Genomic DNA, 17,964 nt, shown 5'->3' on the forward strand with positions numbered 1-17,964 from the left:
GGGCCCGCGGGGGGGCGGCACCCCCCCCCCGGGCCCCCCCGGCCCCCCCCCCCGGGCCCCGCGCCGCCCCGGCCCCCCGGCCCCCCCCCCCCCCCCCCCCCGGGGGGGGCCGGGGCCCGGGGCCACGCTCAGCGGGACAGCAGGACGACCGCGACGTCGTCCGTCAGCTCCCCGCCGTTGAGGTCGCGCACCCGGCTGACGGTCGACTCCAGCAGCTCCTCGCCGTGCAGGCCGGCCCGCATCCGTTCGCGGACCAGGCCCACCATGCCCTCCTGGCCCAGCCGCAGCGTGCCCTGACCGACGCGGCCCTCGATGAGGCCGTCCGTGTACAGCATGAGGTTCCATTCACCGCCGAGTTCCACCTGGCTGCGCGGCCAGCGGGCCCGGGGCAGCAGGCCGAGCGCCGGGCCGTTCGAGTCCTGCGGGAGCAGTTCCGCCCGGCCCCCGCCCCTCGTGACCAGCGGCGCGGGGTGCCCGGCCAGGCACAGGCCCGCGCGGCGTCCGTCGGCGCTGATGTCGACGGTGCACAGGGTCGCGAAGATCTCCTCGTCGTCCCGCTCGTGCTCCAGGACCTGCTGGAGGGTCGACAGCAGCTGGTCCCCGCACAGTCCCGCCAGGGTCAGCGCCCGCCACGCGATACGCAGCTCCACGCCGAGCGCCGCCTCGTCGGGGCCGTGCCCGCTGACGTCGCCGATCATCGCGTGCACCGTGCCGTCCGGCGTGCGCACCGTGTCGTAGAAGTCCCCGCCGAGCAGCGCGCGGGAGCGGCCGGGGCGGTAGTGCGCCGCGAAGCGCAGCGTCGAGCCCTCCAGCAGCGGGGTCGGCAGCAGTCCGCGTTCCAGCCGGGCGTTCTCCTGGGCCCGCAGGCGGCCCTCGGCGAGCTGGCGCTGCGCCGCGTCGGCCCGTTTGCGCTCGACCGCGTACCGGATCGCGCGGCTCAGCACCCGCCCGTCCAGCTCGTCGCGGAACAGGAAGTCCTGCGCGCCGACCCGTACCGCGCGCGTCCCGCGCTCCACGTCCTCGGAGGAGGTCAGCGCGAGGACGGCGTGCCGGGGCGCGAGGTCGAGGACGCGGTGCAGGGCCGTCAGTTCGTCGTCGGCCGCCGCCTCGGCGTCCGCCTCGCCCCGGTCCGGCCGCCCGCCGCCGCTTCCGGAACCGGTTGTGGCCGTCTGTCCCCCTGCCGTGCCCGGTCCGCCGGTGGTGGGGAGGTTGAGGTCCAGCAGGATGCAGTGCACGTCGTCGGTGAGCAGCCGGCTCGCCTCGGTGAGGTTGCGGGCGGTACGGATCCTGATGGGCTTGCCCGAGGCGTCCAGCATCTCGGGGATGCTCAGGGTGCCCGAGGGGTCGTCCTCGATGAGCAGGAGCGTCAGGCTGCCGCCGCCGGTGGGCGGGGTCGCGGGGAGCGGGGGCCGCGCCGGCCCGGGGAGGACGCCGTCCGCGCCGGAGGCGTGCCGCGTCGGCGCCCCCTCCTCCCGGCTCCGGACGTGGCTCTGGCCCTGATCCCCTTCCCGTTCCCGCCACTGCGGCCGGGGCCCGCGCTCGCTCGTCGTGGGCGGGGCCGGTGCGTCCTGCGGGGTGATATGCGTTCCTCGTGCGTTCTCGGGGTCGTGGGCGGGGCCGGACGCCTGGGCGGTGACGTCCCTCAGGGCCGTACCGTGCGCGAGCAGCCCGGACCCCGGCGCCGGGTCCGCCGGACGTGAACCGTCACGCGCGGTGACGGGGCCGGGGTGCGCCGAGGGGGCGGTGGACGGCGGTCCGGGCAGGTCCGGCCGTCCGCTTCCGTTCCCGGATGCGGGCATCGTCTGGTTCCTTTCCCTCCCCCGAGGGCATGACGGGGCGACGAACGACGCCCCACCAGACGGGGACCTTAGCGGCAGCCACCGGGGTAACGGAACGCCACCAGGCGCGCGGGACCTGTCATATGCCGCCCCCAGCAGCGCATTTACGGACGAGCCGCCCGCTCCCCGGATGACGAAGGTCACGCCGGAGCACCGCAACCGGGCGGGGTTTCGTGGGGTGCGTCACGCCCCCGGTGCGTCGTCGGTGGCATCCCGTGAGTACGGCGGTCGGTGGCATCCCGTGAGTACGGCGTCGGCGCGTTCCCCCGGTGATCCCCGGTGGTCCCCGGTGGCTCCTCTGACGCGCGGCGGGTTCCACGGGAGCCGCCCGGCGGATGGGCGGGGGCGGGGGCGGGGGCGGGGGTCGGGGAGGCGGGGGTGCGCCGTCAGGGTGGCCCTCCGCGTGGCGGGGGCGGCGGCTGCCCCGTCCCGTCGCCGCCCTCTCCGCCGCCCGGCTAGGGGATGTCCGCTCCGGTCCTCCCGGCCCCGGGTCCGCCTCCCTTGGGCGCGCCGGGCGCGTTCCCGCTCTTCCCGGCCCCGTCCGTCCCCGTCCCGCTCTTCCCGGCCCCGTCCGTCCCCGTCCCGCTCTTCCCGGCCTCGTCCGGCTCCTCGGCCCCGCCGGACCTCTTCGCCGGTCCCGGCTTCCCCGCCGGTTCCGTCTTCGGCGCCGTGGCCCGCGACTTCGCGGGCTCGCGCGCCCGTTCCTTCTGGTGCGCGTCCTTGCCCGCGTCGTCCGCCTTGCCCGGCGTCACCGTCCTGGCCTGCGGCTTCCCCGTCCCCGCGGACTCCCCGGCCCCGCCCGGCTTCGTCTTGTCGCCGCCCGGGAGGGACGCGGCCTCAGGGTCCGGGCGTACGACGCCGAGGATCTGCATGGAGCCGGCGCCCGCCACCGTCACGTTCCGGCCGGGGCGCGGGGCGTGGATGATGCGGCCGCCGCCGATGTACATGCCGACGTGGCTCGCGTCCGAGTGGTAGATGATCAGGTCGCCCGGACGCATCCGGTTGACGTCCACGTGGGTGAGCTGCCGCCACTGCTCCTGCGAGGTGCGCGGGATGGCGCGGCCCGCCGCGAGCCACGCCTGGGAGGTGAGGCCCGAGCAGTCGAAGGAACCGGGGCCCTCGGCGCCCCACACGTAGGGCTTGCCGAGCTGCGCGGTCGCGTAGGCGACGGCCCTGGCGCCCTGCGCGCTCGCGCCCCCGGCCGCGCCGGGGACCGTGGCCGCCCCGGCCGACACCCCGCCGCCGGCCCCCGCGCCCCCGTTCCTGAGGGCGCCGGAGTCGATCCAGCCGGCCTGTGCCCTGGCCGCCGCGGCCTCCTCCAGCTTCCGCAGCCGCTCCTTCTCCTTCTTCTCCAGCCGCGACTCCAGGAGTTCGGCCGCGTCGATCCGCTTCTCGACCTCCTCGCGCGCGGCGGCCTTCTTGGCGCGCGACCTCTCCAGCCGCTTCAGGAGGGCGGCGGCGTCCTTCTTGTCGGCGTCGAGCCGCTTCTGCGTACGGTCCAGCCGGTCCAGCAGCAGCTTGCTGCCGCGCTGGCCCTGGCGCGCGAGTTCGGAGTTGTCCAGGAAGTCCTGCGGGTCGTCGCTCAGCAGCAGCCGTTCCTCGACGGTGAACCCGGAGCCGGCGTCGCGGTACTGCGCGCGGGCGGCGGCGCCGATCCGCTCGCGCAGACCCGCGATCTGTTCCTCGCCCCGCGCGACGCGCGTACTCAGCAGGCCGACCTGATCCGACTGCTCCGCGCGCCGCTCCTCGGCCGCGTTGTACGCCTCCGTGGCCCGGCCCGCCTCGCGGTACAGGTCGTCGATACGGGTACGCACCGCCTCCAGCTCCGCGTTGGTCAGCGCCTTGCGGGACGCCCCGGCCGCCGAGTGGGTGCCGTGGGCCCCACCGGGGAGGACGGGAGCGGCGAAGGCCGTGGCGGGGGCGGAGAGTACGGTCGCGGCGCACACGACGGCCACCGCCGCGAGGAGCCGCCCGCGCCGGGACAGCCGGGGCGCGCCCGCACCGGCTCCCGAACCCCCGCGCTCGCCCGGCTCCGCACGCTCACGCTCGCCCGGCTCCGCACGCCCGTTGTCACGCGTCACGCTGTGCCCCCTGAGGTACTCCGTGGCTGCCGCCGGCTGTCCGCCGCCGTTCCGTGCCCGCCCCTGCCGCTCTCGTACGGCTACCGTTTCTTACCCCTGGTAACCACCTCGGATGGTGCCATGGCGGGCCCCGGGTGCGACAGGGGCGCGGGAGGATTCGTCGCTGTCGTGTGGATCACCCGGAGCGCCTGGCCGGCCGGGCCCGCCCGGAGCGCCTTTGCTGGGTTCGCCTGGACGCGGACCCTCGCGCGAGAACGTGCGCGCCCCGCGGGGCTCACACCCCCGCGAGCGCGCCGCTGCTCGGGGCCAGCGCCTCCCAGCGCACCGTCAGTTCGCCCTGCCGCCAGCGGGTCTCGCGGTCGGTCAGGGGCCAGTCGGCGCGCAGGGTCCGGGCCGTCCTGATCCACCGTTGCCTGGCCCCGTACGCCGCGTAGGGGCTCGCCGCCGCCCAGGCGCGGTCGGCGTCGCGCAGGAAGGCGTGCACCGGCTCGCCGGGGACGTTGCGGTGGATGAGGGCCTTCGGGAGGCGTTCCGCGAGGTCGGAGGGGCGGTGCAGGGAACCGAGCCGGGTCGCGAAGGTCACCGTGCGCGGGCCCTCGGGGCCCAGGGCCACCCACACGTGGCGGCGGCCGATCTCGTCGCACGTGCCCTCGACGAGCAGGCCGTCCGGCGCGAGCCGCCCGCGCAGCCGCTCCCAGACTCCGGCGACCCGCTCCTCGTCGTACTGGCGCAGGACGTTCGCGGCGCGGATCAGCGTCGGCCGTACGTCCCCGGGCAGCGGCACCTCGAAGCCGCCGTGCCGGAACACGAGGCCCTCGCGCGCGTAGGGGGTCGCGGCGGCCACCCGCGCGGGATCGATCTCGATGCCCACGACCCGTACGGCGGCCGGACGGGAGGGCGAGGGGCCCGCCGCGCGCAGCCGGCCGAGCAGTTCGACGGCGGTCCAGGGCGCCGCCCCGTACCCGAGGTCGACGGCGACGGGCGCGCCGGCCGCGCGCAGGGCGGGGCCGAGGGCGTGGGCGATCCAGCGGTCCATGCGGCGCAGCCGGTTCGGGTTGGTCGTCCCGCGCGTCACAGTCCCGACAGGCCGGGAGGCGGCGCGCGAGGTCATGGCTACGAGGGTAAGCGGCCCGCGCCCGCGCTCACCGGGAGCCCGGCGCGGCCCCGGTGGGGAGGAAGGCCGCACCGCGCGCCGGCGACGGTTGAGCCGCGCGCGGTAATGGTTGGGTAAAGAAGCCGCCCGGAGCGCGCGCCGGGAAATGGACTCAGCCGTTCAGGTGTTTGCGCTGACGGGCCGGTTTCCGTCTCGTGCCGCGTGCGCGTGGCCACGGGAGTCCCGATACCGCGTGGGACCGCGGTCGGGACCTCGTCGCGCGCGCGACGCGGCGCCGCGTGGGACGCGCGGCGGAAGCGGGTACCCGCCCGTCGTCGTGCCCGCAGCAAGGAGGACCGCCACGTGAGCCAGTACGTGACCAGGCTGGGGCTGCGCTCGCCGACGCGGCCGCCCTCCCCCCGGCTGCGTCTGCCGGGGCAGGGCCGCAGGCAACCGCGCCGTGTCGCGATGCTCAGCGTGCACACCTCGCCCCTGCACCAGCCGGGCACCGGCGACGCGGGCGGTATGAACGTCTACATCGTGGAGCTGGCCAGGCGGCTGGCCGCGATCAACATCGAGGTCGAGATCTTCACCCGCGCCACCGAGGGCGCGCTGCCGCCCGCCGTGGAGCTGGCCCCCGGCGTCCTCGTCCGCCACGTCGACGCCGGGCCCTACGAGGGGCTCAACAAGGAGGACCTGCCGCCGCAGCTGTGCGCCTTCACGCACGGCGTGATGCGGGCCTGGGCCGGGCACCGGCCGGGCTACTACGATCTGGTCCACTCCCACTACTGGCTGTCCGGGCACGTCGGCTGGCTCGCCGCCGAACGCTGGGGCGTCCCGCTCGTGCACGCCATGCACACCATGGCGAAGGTCAAGAACGCGGCGCTCGCCGAGGGCGACACCCCCGAGCCCGCCGCCCGCGTCATCGGTGAGACACAGGTGGTCGACGCCGCCGACCGGCTCATCGCCAACACGAGCGAGGAGGCCGGGGAACTCGCCCGGTACTACGACGCGGACCCCGGCCGGATCGCCGTCGTCCACCCCGGCGTCAACCTCGACCGCTTCCGGCCCGCCGACGGCCGCGCCGCCGCCCGCGCGCGCCTGGGCCTGCCGCGGGACGCCCTCGTCCCCGTCTTCGCCGGCCGCATCCAGCCGCTCAAGGCGCCCGACGTACTGCTGCGCGCGGTCGCCGTGCTGCTGGAGCAGCGGCCCGGACTGCGCCGCTCCCTCGTGGTCCCGGTCGTCGGCGGCCCCTCGGGCAGCGGGCTCGCGAAGCCCGAACGGCTGCAGAAGCTCGCGGCGCGCCTCGGCATCGCCGACGTCGTCCGCTTCCAGCCGCCGGTCGGCCAGGAGCAGCTCGCCGACTGGTTCCGCGCCGCGTCGGTGCTGGTCATGCCCTCGTACAGCGAGTCCTTCGGCCTCGTCGCGATCGAGGCGCAGGCGGCCGGTACGCCGGTGATCGCCGCCGCGGTCGGCGGACTGCCCGTCGCCGTGCGCGAGGGAGTCACCGGCTTCCTCGTCCAGGGCCACGACCCGGCCGACTACGCGCAGCGCCTCGCCCGCTTCGTGGACGCCCCCGAACTGACCGCCCGCATGGGCGAGGCGGCCGCCCGGCACGCCCTGTCCTTCGGCTGGGACACGGCGGCCGCCGAGACCGCCGAGGTGTACGCCGCCGCCATGCAGGAACGACGCCGTCGCGTACGCTCGCACCATGGCTGAGCAGCGGCGGCAGCGAGCGGACGGACCGGCGGGTGCCGAGGCGCCCGGGGACGGCGCGCGGACACACACCGGCGTACTGGACGCCTTCCTCCGGGACGCCGAGCTGGAGTGGGAGAGCCCGCGGCCCGGTACGTACGTCGTGACGCTCCCCGGTACCCGCAAGCTCTCGACGACGGTGTCCCTCATCGTCGGCCGGCACTCGCTCTCCCTCAACGCCTTCGTGATCCGGCGCCCCGACGAGAACCACGAGGCCGTCCACCGCTGGCTGCTGGAACGCAACCTCAAGCTGTACGGCGTGAGTTACGCCATCGACCCGCTCGGCGACATCTACCTGAACGGCAGACTCCCGCTGGCCGCGGTGACCGAGGAGGAACTCGACCGTCTCCTCGGCTCGGTCCTGGAGGCCGCCGACGGCAGTTTCAACACCCTCCTCGAACTCGGCTTCGCCGGCGCGATCCGCAAGGAGTACGCGTGGCGCGTCTCGCGCGGGGAGCCGACCCGCAACCTGGACGCGTTCAGCCACCTCACGGGCGGGCGGGACTGACCCCGGCCGGGCGGCGGGCGGAGCCCGTACGCCCGCCGGTGTGTGCCGCCGTCCCCTGGCGGTCACCGGCAGGCGTACGAGCCCCTGAGGAGGAGGTCTCACAGCTGTTGCTCGCGGTCCGGACTCACCTCTCCGAAGCGCCGGTTCGCGCCCGGGGCCGGTGCGGCCGGACGGGGTGTCAGTTCACCCAGACCGAGGGGGAACCGGTCTTGCTGGTGTCCTTCACCGGCCCGTAGACGGCCGAGAAGTAGCCCGTGGACGGGCAGCTCGCCGGCCCCGTCTTCTTGGTGAACGCCTGGTTGGTGAAGGTGATGGTGTTGCCGGTGTTGGAGGTCGTCCCGCTCAGCGAGGGCCCCGTGTAGACGCAGGTGGTGGGCCCGAGCGCCGTCGTGAGCTTGACCGTGGTCTGGATCGGCCCGGCGACGGTGAGCGCCCCCGCCGAGGTGGCGGTGGTGGTGAGCGGCAGGGTGTCCACCGTGAAGCTCTGCACCCCGGTGGCCCCGAGGATGTTCGTCGTACAGCCGCCGAAGGTGTGCGCGGTGAGCGATTCCGTCGCCGAGCCCGGCGCGGCCGGGTTGGTGGAGACCTTCGCGGTGAACGCCGAGGTGGAGCACGTGATGCCGGTGCTGCCGCCCGCGGTCGTACGGATGGTGGCGCTCGCCCCCGGCGCCAGGGACGCGGTGAGGGTGTCGCCCACGGCGACGGCCGAACCGGCCGCCCCGCCGTACGTCAGCACGTTCCCGGCCGAGGCGCCGCCGGTCAGCGCGTGGGCGGGCGAGACGGAGAGCAGGGCGGCCGCCGCCACAGCGGTGAACGCGGCCGGAACGAGGTGTCTGCGCATGGAAGTCCCCTTGCCATGTGTGGGGTGGTGGAGTGGTGCGGGATGAGTGGTGCGGCGGTGCGGACCCGGGGTGAGAGCGGTGGTGCGGCGGTGCGGACCGGGGGTGCGAGAGGTGGTGCGCGGACCCGGGGTACGAGAGATGGTGCGCGGACCCGGGGTACGAGCGGTGGTGCGCGGGGCCGGTGGTGCGTGCCGGGGGTGCCGGGGTTCTCGCTCAGCCCCGGGGGGCCTCGGCCAGGGAGGCGCTGAGGTCGCCGATCGAGTCGTTGAAGGCGAGGGAGGTGCTGGTCGGCGCGAAGGTCACCGCGTTCTTCCCGGCCGCCGAGGGAAGGTGGAAGAGGCCGTTGATCACGGGGTCGAGGGCCCCGAGCCCCAGCGGTCCGCAGCCCTTCGCGCCCGGCACCGAGAAGGTGGTGTCCGTCAGGCTCGCGTCCGCGAAGGAGGCGATGAGCGTCTGGTGGCCGTTCGGGTCGGCCTGCACGTCGACGGTGCCCGCGTCGAGGGCGGCCGGGCGCAGCACGATCGGTGAGCTGTCGCCGCCGAGGTAGCAGCGCGGGCCGAGCAGCGGGTGGATGAGGTGCAGCTTGACCGGCAGCCGGAACACCGGCACCGCCGTCCCCGCCGCGAGTGGCGCGAAATCGGTGACGGGGCCCGCGAGTTCGACCTGCGCGCGGACGCTGGTGATGCCCGGGATCACATTGGCGATGCCGGGGATGGTGACCTCCGTCGCGGGCGCGCTCAGCAGCGGGCCCGAGGAGGGGGCGACGGTGCGGTACAGGTTCGCGCTCCCGCCGTCCGGCAGGTCCACGCCGGGACCGCTCTTGTCCCAGTAGATCCCGAAGCGCAGGTCGATCGGCGTGCCGAGGTCGACCGTGGTCGAGCCGATCCGGAACTTCCCGCCGCGTGTCGTCGAACTCACGCATCCCACCTGGAGGTTGGCGGGGTCCTTGAGGGCGGCCGAGCTGACCGGGCAGGTGTCCATCCCGGCGTAGGGCGGGGCCAGTGGACCGCCCGCGGCGCTAGCGGGCGCCACGGCGGCCACCGTGGTGAGACCGGTCGCGGCGGCCAGCAGGGCAAGAGCCCGCGAGCGTCTCCGCCGGCCCGGTAACGCGCCGGCGGGCCGGGTTCCGGCCGGGGTTCTGGTGAAGAGGGAGGAACGCATGCACGTACTCCTCGCTGTGGAGGGGGAGCGGCGGCCGGGCGCACCGGTGCCGTGAGGGAACGGACGCGCGTCGGGGAACGATGCGTGGAGAAGCGCGCGCCGCACCCGGCTCAACCGGGCGGGGGAGTGCGCGGGACGTGCCCCTGTGCGGGTTCTGCGGGTTCTGGTGCGCGAGATGTCGCGCGAAGAGCGCGAGGTGCCCAGGCGCACGGCGGCGGAGGGCGGGAGCGGAGAGGCTGAGGAGCGGGGAGGGGCTGAGGAGAACGGGAGGAACAGGGGGAGAGCGGTGGTGCCGGAGGAACAGGGGGAGAGCGGTGGTGCCGGAGGAGAGGACGGGGCCGGCGCCACGGACCCGTCCGCGTCCCTCCGGAGACTGCGGCTCGAATGGAAAACCCAAGAGGGTTGTAAACCCGCTGTGTTGTCCGCGTCAACCGTCCGTAGCGAGGATATGGCCATGACCGACCGAGCAGCCCCCGCTTCCGCCCTGCGGCCCGCCGGCGCCCCGCGCGGCACCGAGCCGGCCCCTGACCTGCCCGGACGCGCCGCGGCGACGCGCTCCCCGGTGCTCCCCGGGGCCCGCACCGGCCGGGAGCCCGAGCGTTCCATCCGGCGCGGGCCGCGCCGCGTGCCGCAGGAGCTGGTGGCCGCGACGCAGCGGGAACGGCTGCTCGACGGGGTGGCGCGCACGGTCGCCGAACAGGGCTGCGCGGGCGCCAGGATCAGCGACATCTGCGCCACGGCCGGGGTGACCAGGCCGGTGTTCTACGCGCTCTTCTCCGGCAAGGAGGAGGCGGTGCTCGCCGCCTACCGTCTCGGCGTCGCCCTCGTCGTGCAGGCGATGGAGCGCGCCTACGAGGACGCGGGAGGTGACCGGGACTGGCCGGCCGCCGTACGGGCCGGGCTCGACGCGCTGCTGAGCCTGCTGGCCGACAATCCGGCCTTCGCCGTGATGGTCGTCGAGGTGGAGGGCGTGGGCGCGGCCGGCCGCGCCGAACGCGAGCGCCTGCTCGGCAGGTTCCGCACCTTCTTCACGGGGGCGCCCCGCGACCTCGGGGAGGCGTCCTCGCGGGGCGGGTGTGAGGACGAACGCGCCGAACTGGTCGACGCGTTGGTGGGGGCGGTGCACGCGGCCCTGTACCGCAGGATCGCGCGCGGCGAAGTGGAACGGCTGCCGCAACTGCTGCCGACCCTCGTCCAGGTGGTGCTCTCCCCGTTCGCCGCCCCCGGAACGGAACCGGGGGCGGGGTGAGGTCGTTCGCTGGATCAACACCCAATCTGCACAAGGTAGTTGACCGTCAACGTACCTGGCGGTAACTTCCGATCGACTCCTGTGGCAGCGAAGGCCGTACCGGCGACCGGCCGGTGCGTCGACCGTCGACCGGTGCGTCGGCCGGCCGGGGAACCCGTGCCCTCGCGAGGAGCCGTCCGCGCCAGGACCAGCCGAGCACGCTCACTGAACGCACCCTTCGCGTGAGGAGCCGACATGGCCACGTCCCAGCCCGCTACGCCACCGCCCCCCGCCCCGCCCCTCTCCCCGTCCGGGGGCGGCCCCGAGGGCGGTGGGCGGGTCCGCTTCCGCCGCGCCTCGCTCATGGGGCTGCCCGCCTTCGCGGTCGGCGCGACCCTCGTGGTGCTCACCGCGCAGGGCGCGATCGCGGCCCAGTTCGCGATCTCCGGAATGCCCTTCGTCATCACCGCCGACAGCCTCACCGGCACCGGATTCGGCCAGTTCGGCGCGCTCGACAACATGCCGGACGGGAGCCCGAACGCCGGGGACAGCGGCGGCCAGGTACTCACCATCGTCACCGCGATCCGCAAGGCCGAACTCACCAACCTCTGCCAGAGCGTGGAGATCGGCGGCACGTACCTGCACCTCACGGCGGGCGGCAAGGGCACACCCGTACAGGCCGAAGGGCTCACCACCGACTCGACGGAGATCGCGGGCAAGCTCGCCTCCTTCGACAACATCGAGATCGGCGGAGACGCGAGCACCTTCAAGAAGCCCCCGGTCAAGGGCCCGCTCGGGGTTTTCGGGCAACAGGCCGACACGGTGAGCATCAAGAACGTCCGGCAGACCAACTGGGCCACCACGGCGGCGAAGTTCAAACTCCCCGACCTCCACATGAACTTCAGCTCGAAGGGCTGCTGACCGTGGAGAACGCGGACGGCACCGCCGGACCGCGGCGCGAGGCCCCGGAGCCCGGCGGCGACCCGTCCGGGCCGGGGGGTCGTGCGGACGGCGGCGCGGGGCGGGCGGACGGGGACGCAACGCGGACAGCCCGGGGGTACGGCGGGCAGGGCCCCCACACGGACGCCGCGCCGGGGACCGGCGAGAACGCCGCGCCGGAGACCGCGCCGAAGCCCCACGAAGACGCCGCGCCGGAGACCGCGCCGAAGCCCCACGAAGACGCCGCACCGGCAGTCCACGGAAACCCCGCACCGGCAGTACGTGCGGACGCCTCCTCGCGCCGCCCCGTGCGCGGTTTCCGCGGGTGGCGTCGGGGCCGGCCGTTCTGGGGCGGGCTTCTGGTCCTCCTCGGCGGCGCGGAGATCCTGCTGAGTGAACAGGCCAGCGTGTCCGTCGTCCTGAAGGCCGGCGCGGAGTCCCTCGCGGGCTACGTCCTGCCGGTCCTGATGGTGGTGTGCGGACTGCTGATCCTCCTCAACCCGCTGCACCGGCTGTTCTACTCGGTCATCGCCGTCCTGTGCTCCCTCGCCACCTGGATCACCTCCAACCTCGGCGGCTTCGTCATCGGGATGCTGCTGGGTGTGCTGGGCAGCTCCCTCGCCTTCGGCTGGCTGCCCGACCAGGAACCGCGCAGGTGGCGCGGGCGCGACCGCCGCGCGGCGCGAGCGGCCCGGACCGGGGCGAGGGAACAGGCGCACGCACCCGGGAGGGCGGTGACGCAGGGGCCGGACCGCCTCTGAGGGGACCGGCACGGGCGCGGGCGCGAGGGTCGTTCCCGGCCCTCGGATTCCCGCCCCCGGGGCCCCGCGTATCACCCTCTTCCCGCCGTACTGGCCTGTCTGTGAGGCCAGTTGCCCCCGCGCCCGGCCCGGGAGGTCCCCGTCGGCCCGCCCGTGGGGCAGTCGGCGATCCCCGGCCCCGGCCGGACCGCCCGCGGGGTGCGGCGCGGGCCGCCGCGGCCTACGGTGATCCCACCGACGCGCCACCACGAGACGCCCCCGGCACACAGCCGACGGGTGCGCGCGGCCATGGCGTGCGCCGGACACCGGCGAGCCGGACCGAGGACAGCCCAGGGGGAAGACGATGGACGACGCGGCCCGTCATATCCGTACGACGGGGGACGTGATGCGCCTGCTGGACGACTTGTTCGCCCCGCGGGCGGCGGACGCGGCGGCCCCGCCGGGCGCCGACTGGTGGGACGGCTTCTACGCCGACCGCGACCGGGCGGTCCCCTTCTTCGTACGCGACCCCGACGAGAGCCTGGTCTCCTTCCTGGAGGAGGCCCCGTTCCCGGACACGGCGCCCTCCACCGTGGGCAAGGCCCCCTCCGCCACGAGTGGCGGGGTTCCGGCGAGGGCCGTCACGCCCGGGGCGGGGCGCGGCACCACGCCGCCCCGCGCCCTCGACCTCGGCTGCGGCCCCGGACGCAACTCCCTGTACCTCGCGGCGCGCGGATACGCGGTGGACGCGGTGGACCTGTCCGCGAAGGCCCTCGCGTGGGCCGCGGAACGGGCGCGGACGGAGGGGCTCGCGGCCGGCCCGGGACCGGTGGCCGGGCCGGAGGCGGGACGCATCCGCTTCCACCACGGAAACGCCTTCGCACTCCCCGCCCTCGAAGGCCCCTACGACCTGATCCACGACTCCGGCTGCTTCCACCACCTGGCCCCGCACCGCAGGATCAGTCACCTCGCGCTCCTGGACCGCGCGCTCGCCCCCGGCGGACTGTTCAGCCTGACCTGCTTCGCGGCGGGCGTCGCCGGCTCGGGTACCGAGATTCCCGACGCGGACCTGTACCGCGCCCCCGGGCCGTACGGCGGACTCGCCTACACGGCGGGCTCGCTCCGCGCGGTCTTCTCCGGCCTGGAGTGCCTCGCCCTGCGCCCGATGCGGCACCAGAGCCCCGGCACGGGCCGCTTCGGCGAGCCGTTCCTGTGGGCGGGGCTGTGGCGCAGGCCCCCGGGCGGGAGGAACGCGGAGACCGGCGGCCGCGGACGGTGACGCCCGGCCGCGGCTACGCGGACTTCGACACGGCCACGGGGGAGGAACCGGAGACCGAACCGGCGGCGGCGACACCCAGGTCCTCCGGAAGGGACCCCGCACCGACGGCCCCCGTCGCGGCCCGGTCCCCGGCCTTTGCCGCCGCCCCGCCCCCGGCCACCTCGTCCTCCGGCGAACTCCGCAGCACGACGGCGTAACCGAGGCCGGCGATCGTGCCGAGGACGGCGCAGGCGATCCACAGCCAGCGCGCCCCGAGGTGGTCGATGATCGCCCCGGACATGAGCGGCGCGACCAGCGCGGCCGCCGCCCAGGAGAGCCCGTAGACGCCCTGGTAGCGACCGCGTCCGTGGACGGGCGAGAGCCGCACGACCAGACCCGTCTGGGTCGGCGCGTTGACGATCTCGGCGAGGGTCCACACGCACACGGTCAGCACGAAGACGCCCATGGAACCGGCGAACACCGTGAGCCCGAGTCCGTAACCGGCCAGGACGGAGGAGATGACGAGCAGCCGCCCCGGATCGCGGTGCTCGATGAACCGGGTGACGGGGATCTGGAGGACGACGATCAGGACACCGTTGACGGCGATGGCCATGCCGTAGTCGGCGGGCGTGAAACCCGCCTGCCCCATCGCGATGGGCAGACCGACGGAACCCTGCTGGAAGATCAGCGCCACCAGGAAGGACATGCCGACGACGGCCATGAACCGCCCGTCCCTGGCCACCGTCCCGAGGCCGACGGCCGGGGCGCCACAGTCCGCGCCCGCGCCCGGCGCCGGCTCGGGCCGGGTCTCGGGCAGCTTGAGGAAGACGACGAGCGCGCAGAGCAGGGTGAGTACGGCGTCCCCGAGGAAACCGGCGAGATAACTGTGCTCCGCGACGAGCCCGGCGGCGACGGAGGAGACGGCGAACCCCAGGTTGATCGCCCAGTAGTTGAGAGCGAAGGCCCGCACCCGGTCCTCGGCCGGCACGATGTCGGCGAGCATCGCCTGCACGGCCGGCCGGGAGGCGTTGTTCGCGAAGCCGACGACGGCGGCGACGCACGCGATGGTGACGGGATCGGTCACGAGCCCGAGCACCGCGACCGAGACGGCCGTCGCGGTCTGCGCGAGGAACATGGTGGGCCGCCGCCCGTACCGGTCGGCGAGCACCCCGCCGACGAGCGAGGCGAGCACCCCGCCGAGCCCGAACAGCGCGGCGACCAGACCGGCGTAGGAAGCGGAGTAGCCGCGCTCCAGCGTCAGGTAGATGGCCATGAAGGTGTAGACGAACCCGCCGAGCCGGTTGATGAGCGTGCTGGCCCACAACCACCAGAAGGCGCGCGGCAACCCGGACACGCTGTCGCGCGCGGCCCGGCGCAAGGCGTTGACGGACATGGACGTTCCCCCAGGGTGCAGCGGGTGTAAGCGGCTCATCGGATACCCACACCTTACGAAGCGTGATCGGTGAAAGGCCACTCATTTGACGTTTGCCGTCAACCGCCGACGGGAAGGAAAGGAGGCCCGTGCGTGGCGTCCACGGACCGGGCCAGGACACCGGCCCGCGAGGGCTTCGATTACGCTCGGGGGCATGGCCGACGCACCGTACAAGCTGATCCTCCTCCGCCACGGCGAGAGCGAGTGGAACGCGAAGAACCTGTTCACCGGCTGGGTGGACGTGAACCTCACCGAGAAGGGCGAGAAGGAGGCGGTCCGCGGCGGTGAGCTGCTGAAGGACGCCGGCCTGCTCCCCGATGTCGTGCACACCTCGGTCCAGAAGCGCGCGATCCGCACGGCGCAGATCGCCCTGGAGTCCGCCGACCGCCTCTGGATTCCGGTGCGCCGCTCCTGGCGCCTGAACGAACGCCACTACGGCGCGCTCCAGGGCAAGGACAAGGCGCAGACCCTGGCCGAGTTCGGCGAGGAGCAGTTCATGGAGTGGCGCCGCTCCTACGACGTGCCGCCGCCCCCGCTGGCCGACGGCGCCGAGTTCTCCCAGAGCGACGACCCGCGCTACGAGACGATCCCCCCGGAGCTGCGCCCCGACACGGAGTGCCTCAAGGACGTCGTGGTGCGCATGCTCCCGTACTGGTACGACGGCATCGTCCCCGACCTCCTGACCGGCCGCACCGTCCTGGTCGCCGCCCACGGCAACAGCCTGCGCGCCCTGGTCAAGCACCTCGACGGCATCTCGGACGCCGACATCTCGGGCCTCAACATCCCGACCGGCATCCCCCTGGCCTACGAACTCGACGCCGACTTCAAGCCGCTGAACCCCGGCGGCACCTACCTCGACCCGGAAGCCGCGAAGGCCTCCATCGAGGCCGTGAAGAACCAGGGCAAGAAGAAGTAGCCCCACCGCCGCAAGCCCCCTGCCCGCGGTTCTCCGCGCGGTGGGGGGCTTGTCGCTGCCCGGGGCCGGTCTCCCCGGACGGGGCCAGGAGCAGCAGTTCGGTGCCGTTCACGACCAGGGCGATCAGGGGTACGGCGGGGATCGCGATGAGGTAGCGGCGCACGGGATCGGTGCGGAACGAGCCGGAGTGGTCGGTCACCATGCGGGCGGGCGGGAGCTTCACCCCGGCCCGCGCCTCCGGCCGGGTGAGCCGGGGCAGGGGCCAGGTGCTCAGGCCCGGGAGCCTGCCGGAGTGCGGGGCGTCGGGGCAGGGGTGCCGCATGTCGGCGGTCCGTTCCCGCGCGTCCGGCAGGCGACGGACGTCGAAGCGCGGGGTGCGGGGGCCGCCGGATTCCGGGTCCGTCCCGGCGTACCGGTATCCGGCCGCCCCGCACCCCTGCGCCCGGTCCCCGGCGCCTCCCCGTGGGCCCGGCCCCCACTCGCTCCGCCACCCCGAACTCGCCCACGCGGGAATCGCGTTGGGCCGCCCGCCCTACCCGCCCGACCCCCGCAGCCCCTCCCCCGTCAGCCGGTACGACGGGGACAGGTCGCGTACCTCCACGGACAGGACGGGGAGGGCGCCGGGGCGGGGCGGGACGTGGGTGTGCAGGAGGTGCAGGAGTGCTTCCGCCAGGCGGGACTTGAGGGGCGCCGGGCGGCCGGGGAGGAGGCCGACGTCGACGTGGGCGAACACCGCCTCCTCCGTGCCGGCCACGTAGGTCTCGGCGGCGGGGCGGAAGAACACCTTGCACACGCCTGCCGAGTCGGTCGTCTCCACGACCAGGGGCTGGAGTTCCTTAGCGAAGGCCAGGCGGTCGAAGGTCTCGTCCAGCCGTGCGGTGTAGTCGACGGTGATGTGCGGCAATGGACGCTCCGGCCTCCCGATCCCGGCGCCCGGTCGATCACTCATCGATGGGCGGTACATCCATTTTCGCGCACGGAGGGGGCGGCCGGGCGCGGAGGGACCGTGAGGCCCGTCACCCCGGGCGCCCGGACCCCCGGCACGGCGGTACGCGACGACGGCGGGGCTTCGCGGGAGCGTCCGGCGAACCGTTCCCGCGAAGCCCCGCCGTACACGGCCTCAGCCCGAGCAGCCGCCGCACTGGCAGGGCGAGCCCGACTGACAGCCGCAGCCGCAGCCCGAACCGCAGCCGCACGCGCCGAGGAGGACCAGGGCGGGCGGTTCGGGGGAGTGGGTGGGCGGCTCGGTGGTGGGGGTGGGGCTCGGGGACTCGGCCATGGGGTTCCCTCCTCGTCGGGCGCCCGAAGAGGGCGCGGGGGCAGGCGATCAGGCGATGTCGTACGGCCCACCCCATTGCACCGCCCGCCCGCCGGGCGCATCAACGGCGCACAGGAGTGAGCCGGTCCGGCCCCGGCCCGCCCACGCCCCCGGCCGGGCGCTCCGCCCCGGGGCCCGCGGCCGAAGGCGGGGCCGGACGGCTCAGCCGCCCTCGACCGGGCTCGCGGCCTGGATCTCGTCGGCGTGCTCGCCCGTGACCAGATACACGACGCGCTTGGCGACCGACACCGCGTGGTCCGCGAAACGCTCGTAGTAGCGGCCGAGCAGGGTCACGTCCACGGCGGTCTCCACGCCGTGCTTCCAGCGGTCGTCCATGAGGTGCTGGAAGAGCGCGCGGTGCAGGAGGTCCATCTCGTCGTCGTCCTGCTCCAGCTGGAGCGCCAGGTCGATGTCCTTCGTGATGATGACCTCGGCGGCCTTCGCCATGAGGCGCTGGGCGAGCTGCCCCATCTCCAGGAGCGTCGCCTGGAGGTCCCGGGGCACCGGCGAGGCCGGGAAACGCAGTCGCGCCTGCTTCGCGACGTGCTGGGCGAGGTCGCCGGAGCGCTCCAGGTCGGCGCTCATCCGCAGGCTCGTCACCACGACCCGCAGATCGGTGGCGACCGGCTGCTGCCGCGCGAGCAGGGCGATGGCCTTCGCCTCCAGCTCGTGCTGGAGGTCGTCGACCTTCTGGTCGGCGGCGATGACGCTCTCCGCCAGCTTGAGGTCGGCGTCGAGTATCGAGGTCGTGGCCCGGCCGATCGCCGAGCCGACCAGCCGGGCCATCTCGACGAGGTCGTCGCCGATCGAGTCCAGTTCCTCGTGGTACGCGTCGCGCATAGCGGTTCCTTCTCC

Annotated in this window: 16 protein-coding genes; 7 read left to right on the forward strand and 9 right to left on the reverse strand. The window is 74.7% G+C overall.

Annotated features, from left to right (window positions below):
• Nucleotides 1-128: 128 nt before the first annotated feature.
• The 3 genes from ACFYMP_RS06045 to ACFYMP_RS06055 form a co-directional block, all read right to left on the reverse strand.
• Nucleotides 129-1,799 carry a SpoIIE family protein phosphatase gene (locus ACFYMP_RS06045; protein WP_388851235.1) on the reverse strand — a complete coding sequence of 557 codons (1,671 nt, stop codon included), beginning with the start codon at nucleotides 1,797-1,799 and terminating at the stop codon, nucleotides 129-131.
• Between the two features lie 494 nt (nucleotides 1,800-2,293).
• A complete protein-coding gene (locus ACFYMP_RS06050; protein WP_388851238.1) occupies nucleotides 2,294-3,919 on the reverse strand; it encodes an NlpC/P60 family protein in 1,626 nt (541 codons plus the stop codon).
• Between the two features lie 274 nt (nucleotides 3,920-4,193).
• Nucleotides 4,194-5,030 (reverse strand): class I SAM-dependent methyltransferase, encoded by an 837-nt coding sequence (locus ACFYMP_RS06055; RefSeq protein ID WP_388851241.1) that lies wholly within the window; start codon nucleotides 5,028-5,030, stop codon nucleotides 4,194-4,196.
• 345 nt (nucleotides 5,031-5,375) lie between these two features.
• Between ACFYMP_RS06055 and mshA the strand changes: the two genes are divergently transcribed.
• Together mshA and ACFYMP_RS06065 are read left to right on the forward strand one after the other, a co-directional pair.
• On the forward strand, nucleotides 5,376-6,731 hold the full coding sequence (mshA, locus tag ACFYMP_RS06060) for a D-inositol-3-phosphate glycosyltransferase (RefSeq protein WP_388851244.1): 1,356 nt from the start codon (nucleotides 5,376-5,378) through the stop codon (nucleotides 6,729-6,731).
• A complete protein-coding gene (locus ACFYMP_RS06065) occupies nucleotides 6,724-7,275 on the forward strand; it encodes a YbjN domain-containing protein (RefSeq protein WP_388851247.1) in 552 nt (183 codons plus the stop codon). Before mshA ends, ACFYMP_RS06065 begins: the two co-directional genes overlap by 8 nt.
• A gap of 178 nt (nucleotides 7,276-7,453) precedes the next feature.
• Here ACFYMP_RS06065 and ACFYMP_RS06070 read toward each other — a convergent pair whose 3' ends face one another.
• Together ACFYMP_RS06070 and ACFYMP_RS06075 are read right to left on the reverse strand one after the other, a co-directional pair.
• On the reverse strand, nucleotides 7,454-8,116 hold the full coding sequence (locus ACFYMP_RS06070) for a Tat pathway signal sequence domain protein (RefSeq protein WP_388851250.1): 663 nt from the start codon (nucleotides 8,114-8,116) through the stop codon (nucleotides 7,454-7,456).
• 214 nt (nucleotides 8,117-8,330) lie between these two features.
• Nucleotides 8,331-9,278: a hypothetical protein gene (locus tag ACFYMP_RS06075; protein WP_388851253.1), complete on the reverse strand. Its 948-nt coding sequence runs from the start codon at nucleotides 9,276-9,278 to the stop codon at nucleotides 8,331-8,333.
• Nucleotides 9,279-9,732: 454 nt separating this feature from the next.
• Between ACFYMP_RS06075 and ACFYMP_RS06080 the strand changes: the two genes are divergently transcribed.
• The 4 genes from ACFYMP_RS06080 (at nucleotide 9,733) to ACFYMP_RS06095 (ending at nucleotide 13,464) form a co-directional block, all read left to right on the forward strand.
• Complete coding sequence (locus tag ACFYMP_RS06080) at nucleotides 9,733-10,527, forward strand: TetR/AcrR family transcriptional regulator (RefSeq protein ID WP_388851255.1); 795 nt, start codon at nucleotides 9,733-9,735, stop codon at nucleotides 10,525-10,527.
• A 234-nt stretch (nucleotides 10,528-10,761) separates the two neighbouring features.
• The gene (locus ACFYMP_RS06085) at nucleotides 10,762-11,427 is read left to right on the forward strand and encodes a DUF6230 family protein (protein ID WP_388851258.1); all 666 of its coding nucleotides are present in this window, start codon (nucleotides 10,762-10,764) and stop codon (nucleotides 11,425-11,427) included.
• A gap of 326 nt (nucleotides 11,428-11,753) precedes the next feature.
• A complete protein-coding gene (locus tag ACFYMP_RS06090) occupies nucleotides 11,754-12,206 on the forward strand; it encodes a DUF6114 domain-containing protein (RefSeq protein ID WP_388851261.1) in 453 nt (150 codons plus the stop codon).
• A 343-nt stretch (nucleotides 12,207-12,549) separates the two neighbouring features.
• The gene (locus tag ACFYMP_RS06095) at nucleotides 12,550-13,464 is read left to right on the forward strand and encodes a class I SAM-dependent methyltransferase (RefSeq protein WP_388851264.1); all 915 of its coding nucleotides are present in this window, start codon (nucleotides 12,550-12,552) and stop codon (nucleotides 13,462-13,464) included.
• A 13-nt stretch (nucleotides 13,465-13,477) separates the two neighbouring features.
• Here the strand turns inward: ACFYMP_RS06095 and ACFYMP_RS06100 are convergent, their stop codons facing one another.
• Complete coding sequence (locus ACFYMP_RS06100) at nucleotides 13,478-14,836, reverse strand: MDR family MFS transporter (protein WP_388851267.1); 1,359 nt, start codon at nucleotides 14,834-14,836, stop codon at nucleotides 13,478-13,480.
• A gap of 193 nt (nucleotides 14,837-15,029) precedes the next feature.
• Here ACFYMP_RS06100 and ACFYMP_RS06105 point away from each other — a divergent pair, with 193 nt between their 5' ends.
• Nucleotides 15,030-15,791 carry a phosphoglyceromutase gene (locus tag ACFYMP_RS06105; protein WP_388851270.1) on the forward strand — a complete coding sequence of 254 codons (762 nt, stop codon included), beginning with the start codon at nucleotides 15,030-15,032 and terminating at the stop codon, nucleotides 15,789-15,791.
• 532 nt (nucleotides 15,792-16,323) lie between these two features.
• Here the strand turns inward: ACFYMP_RS06105 and ACFYMP_RS06110 are convergent.
• From ACFYMP_RS06110 to phoU, 3 genes are all read right to left on the reverse strand, one after another.
• Entirely contained in the window at nucleotides 16,324-16,740 is a 417-nt protein-coding gene (locus ACFYMP_RS06110; protein WP_388851273.1) for a 5-carboxymethyl-2-hydroxymuconate Delta-isomerase, read from the reverse strand.
• 171 nt (nucleotides 16,741-16,911) lie between these two features.
• Nucleotides 16,912-17,070: a hypothetical protein gene (locus ACFYMP_RS06115; protein WP_388851275.1), complete on the reverse strand. Its 159-nt coding sequence runs from the start codon at nucleotides 17,068-17,070 to the stop codon at nucleotides 16,912-16,914.
• A gap of 201 nt (nucleotides 17,071-17,271) precedes the next feature.
• Nucleotides 17,272-17,949: a phosphate signaling complex protein PhoU gene (gene phoU / locus ACFYMP_RS06120; RefSeq protein ID WP_388851278.1), complete on the reverse strand. Its 678-nt coding sequence runs from the start codon at nucleotides 17,947-17,949 to the stop codon at nucleotides 17,272-17,274.
• Between the last annotated feature and the right edge of the window lie 15 nt (nucleotides 17,950-17,964).

Source organism: Streptomyces sp. NPDC007088 (genome assembly GCF_042869355.1).
GTDB lineage: Bacteria > Actinomycetota > Actinomycetes > Streptomycetales > Streptomycetaceae > Streptomyces.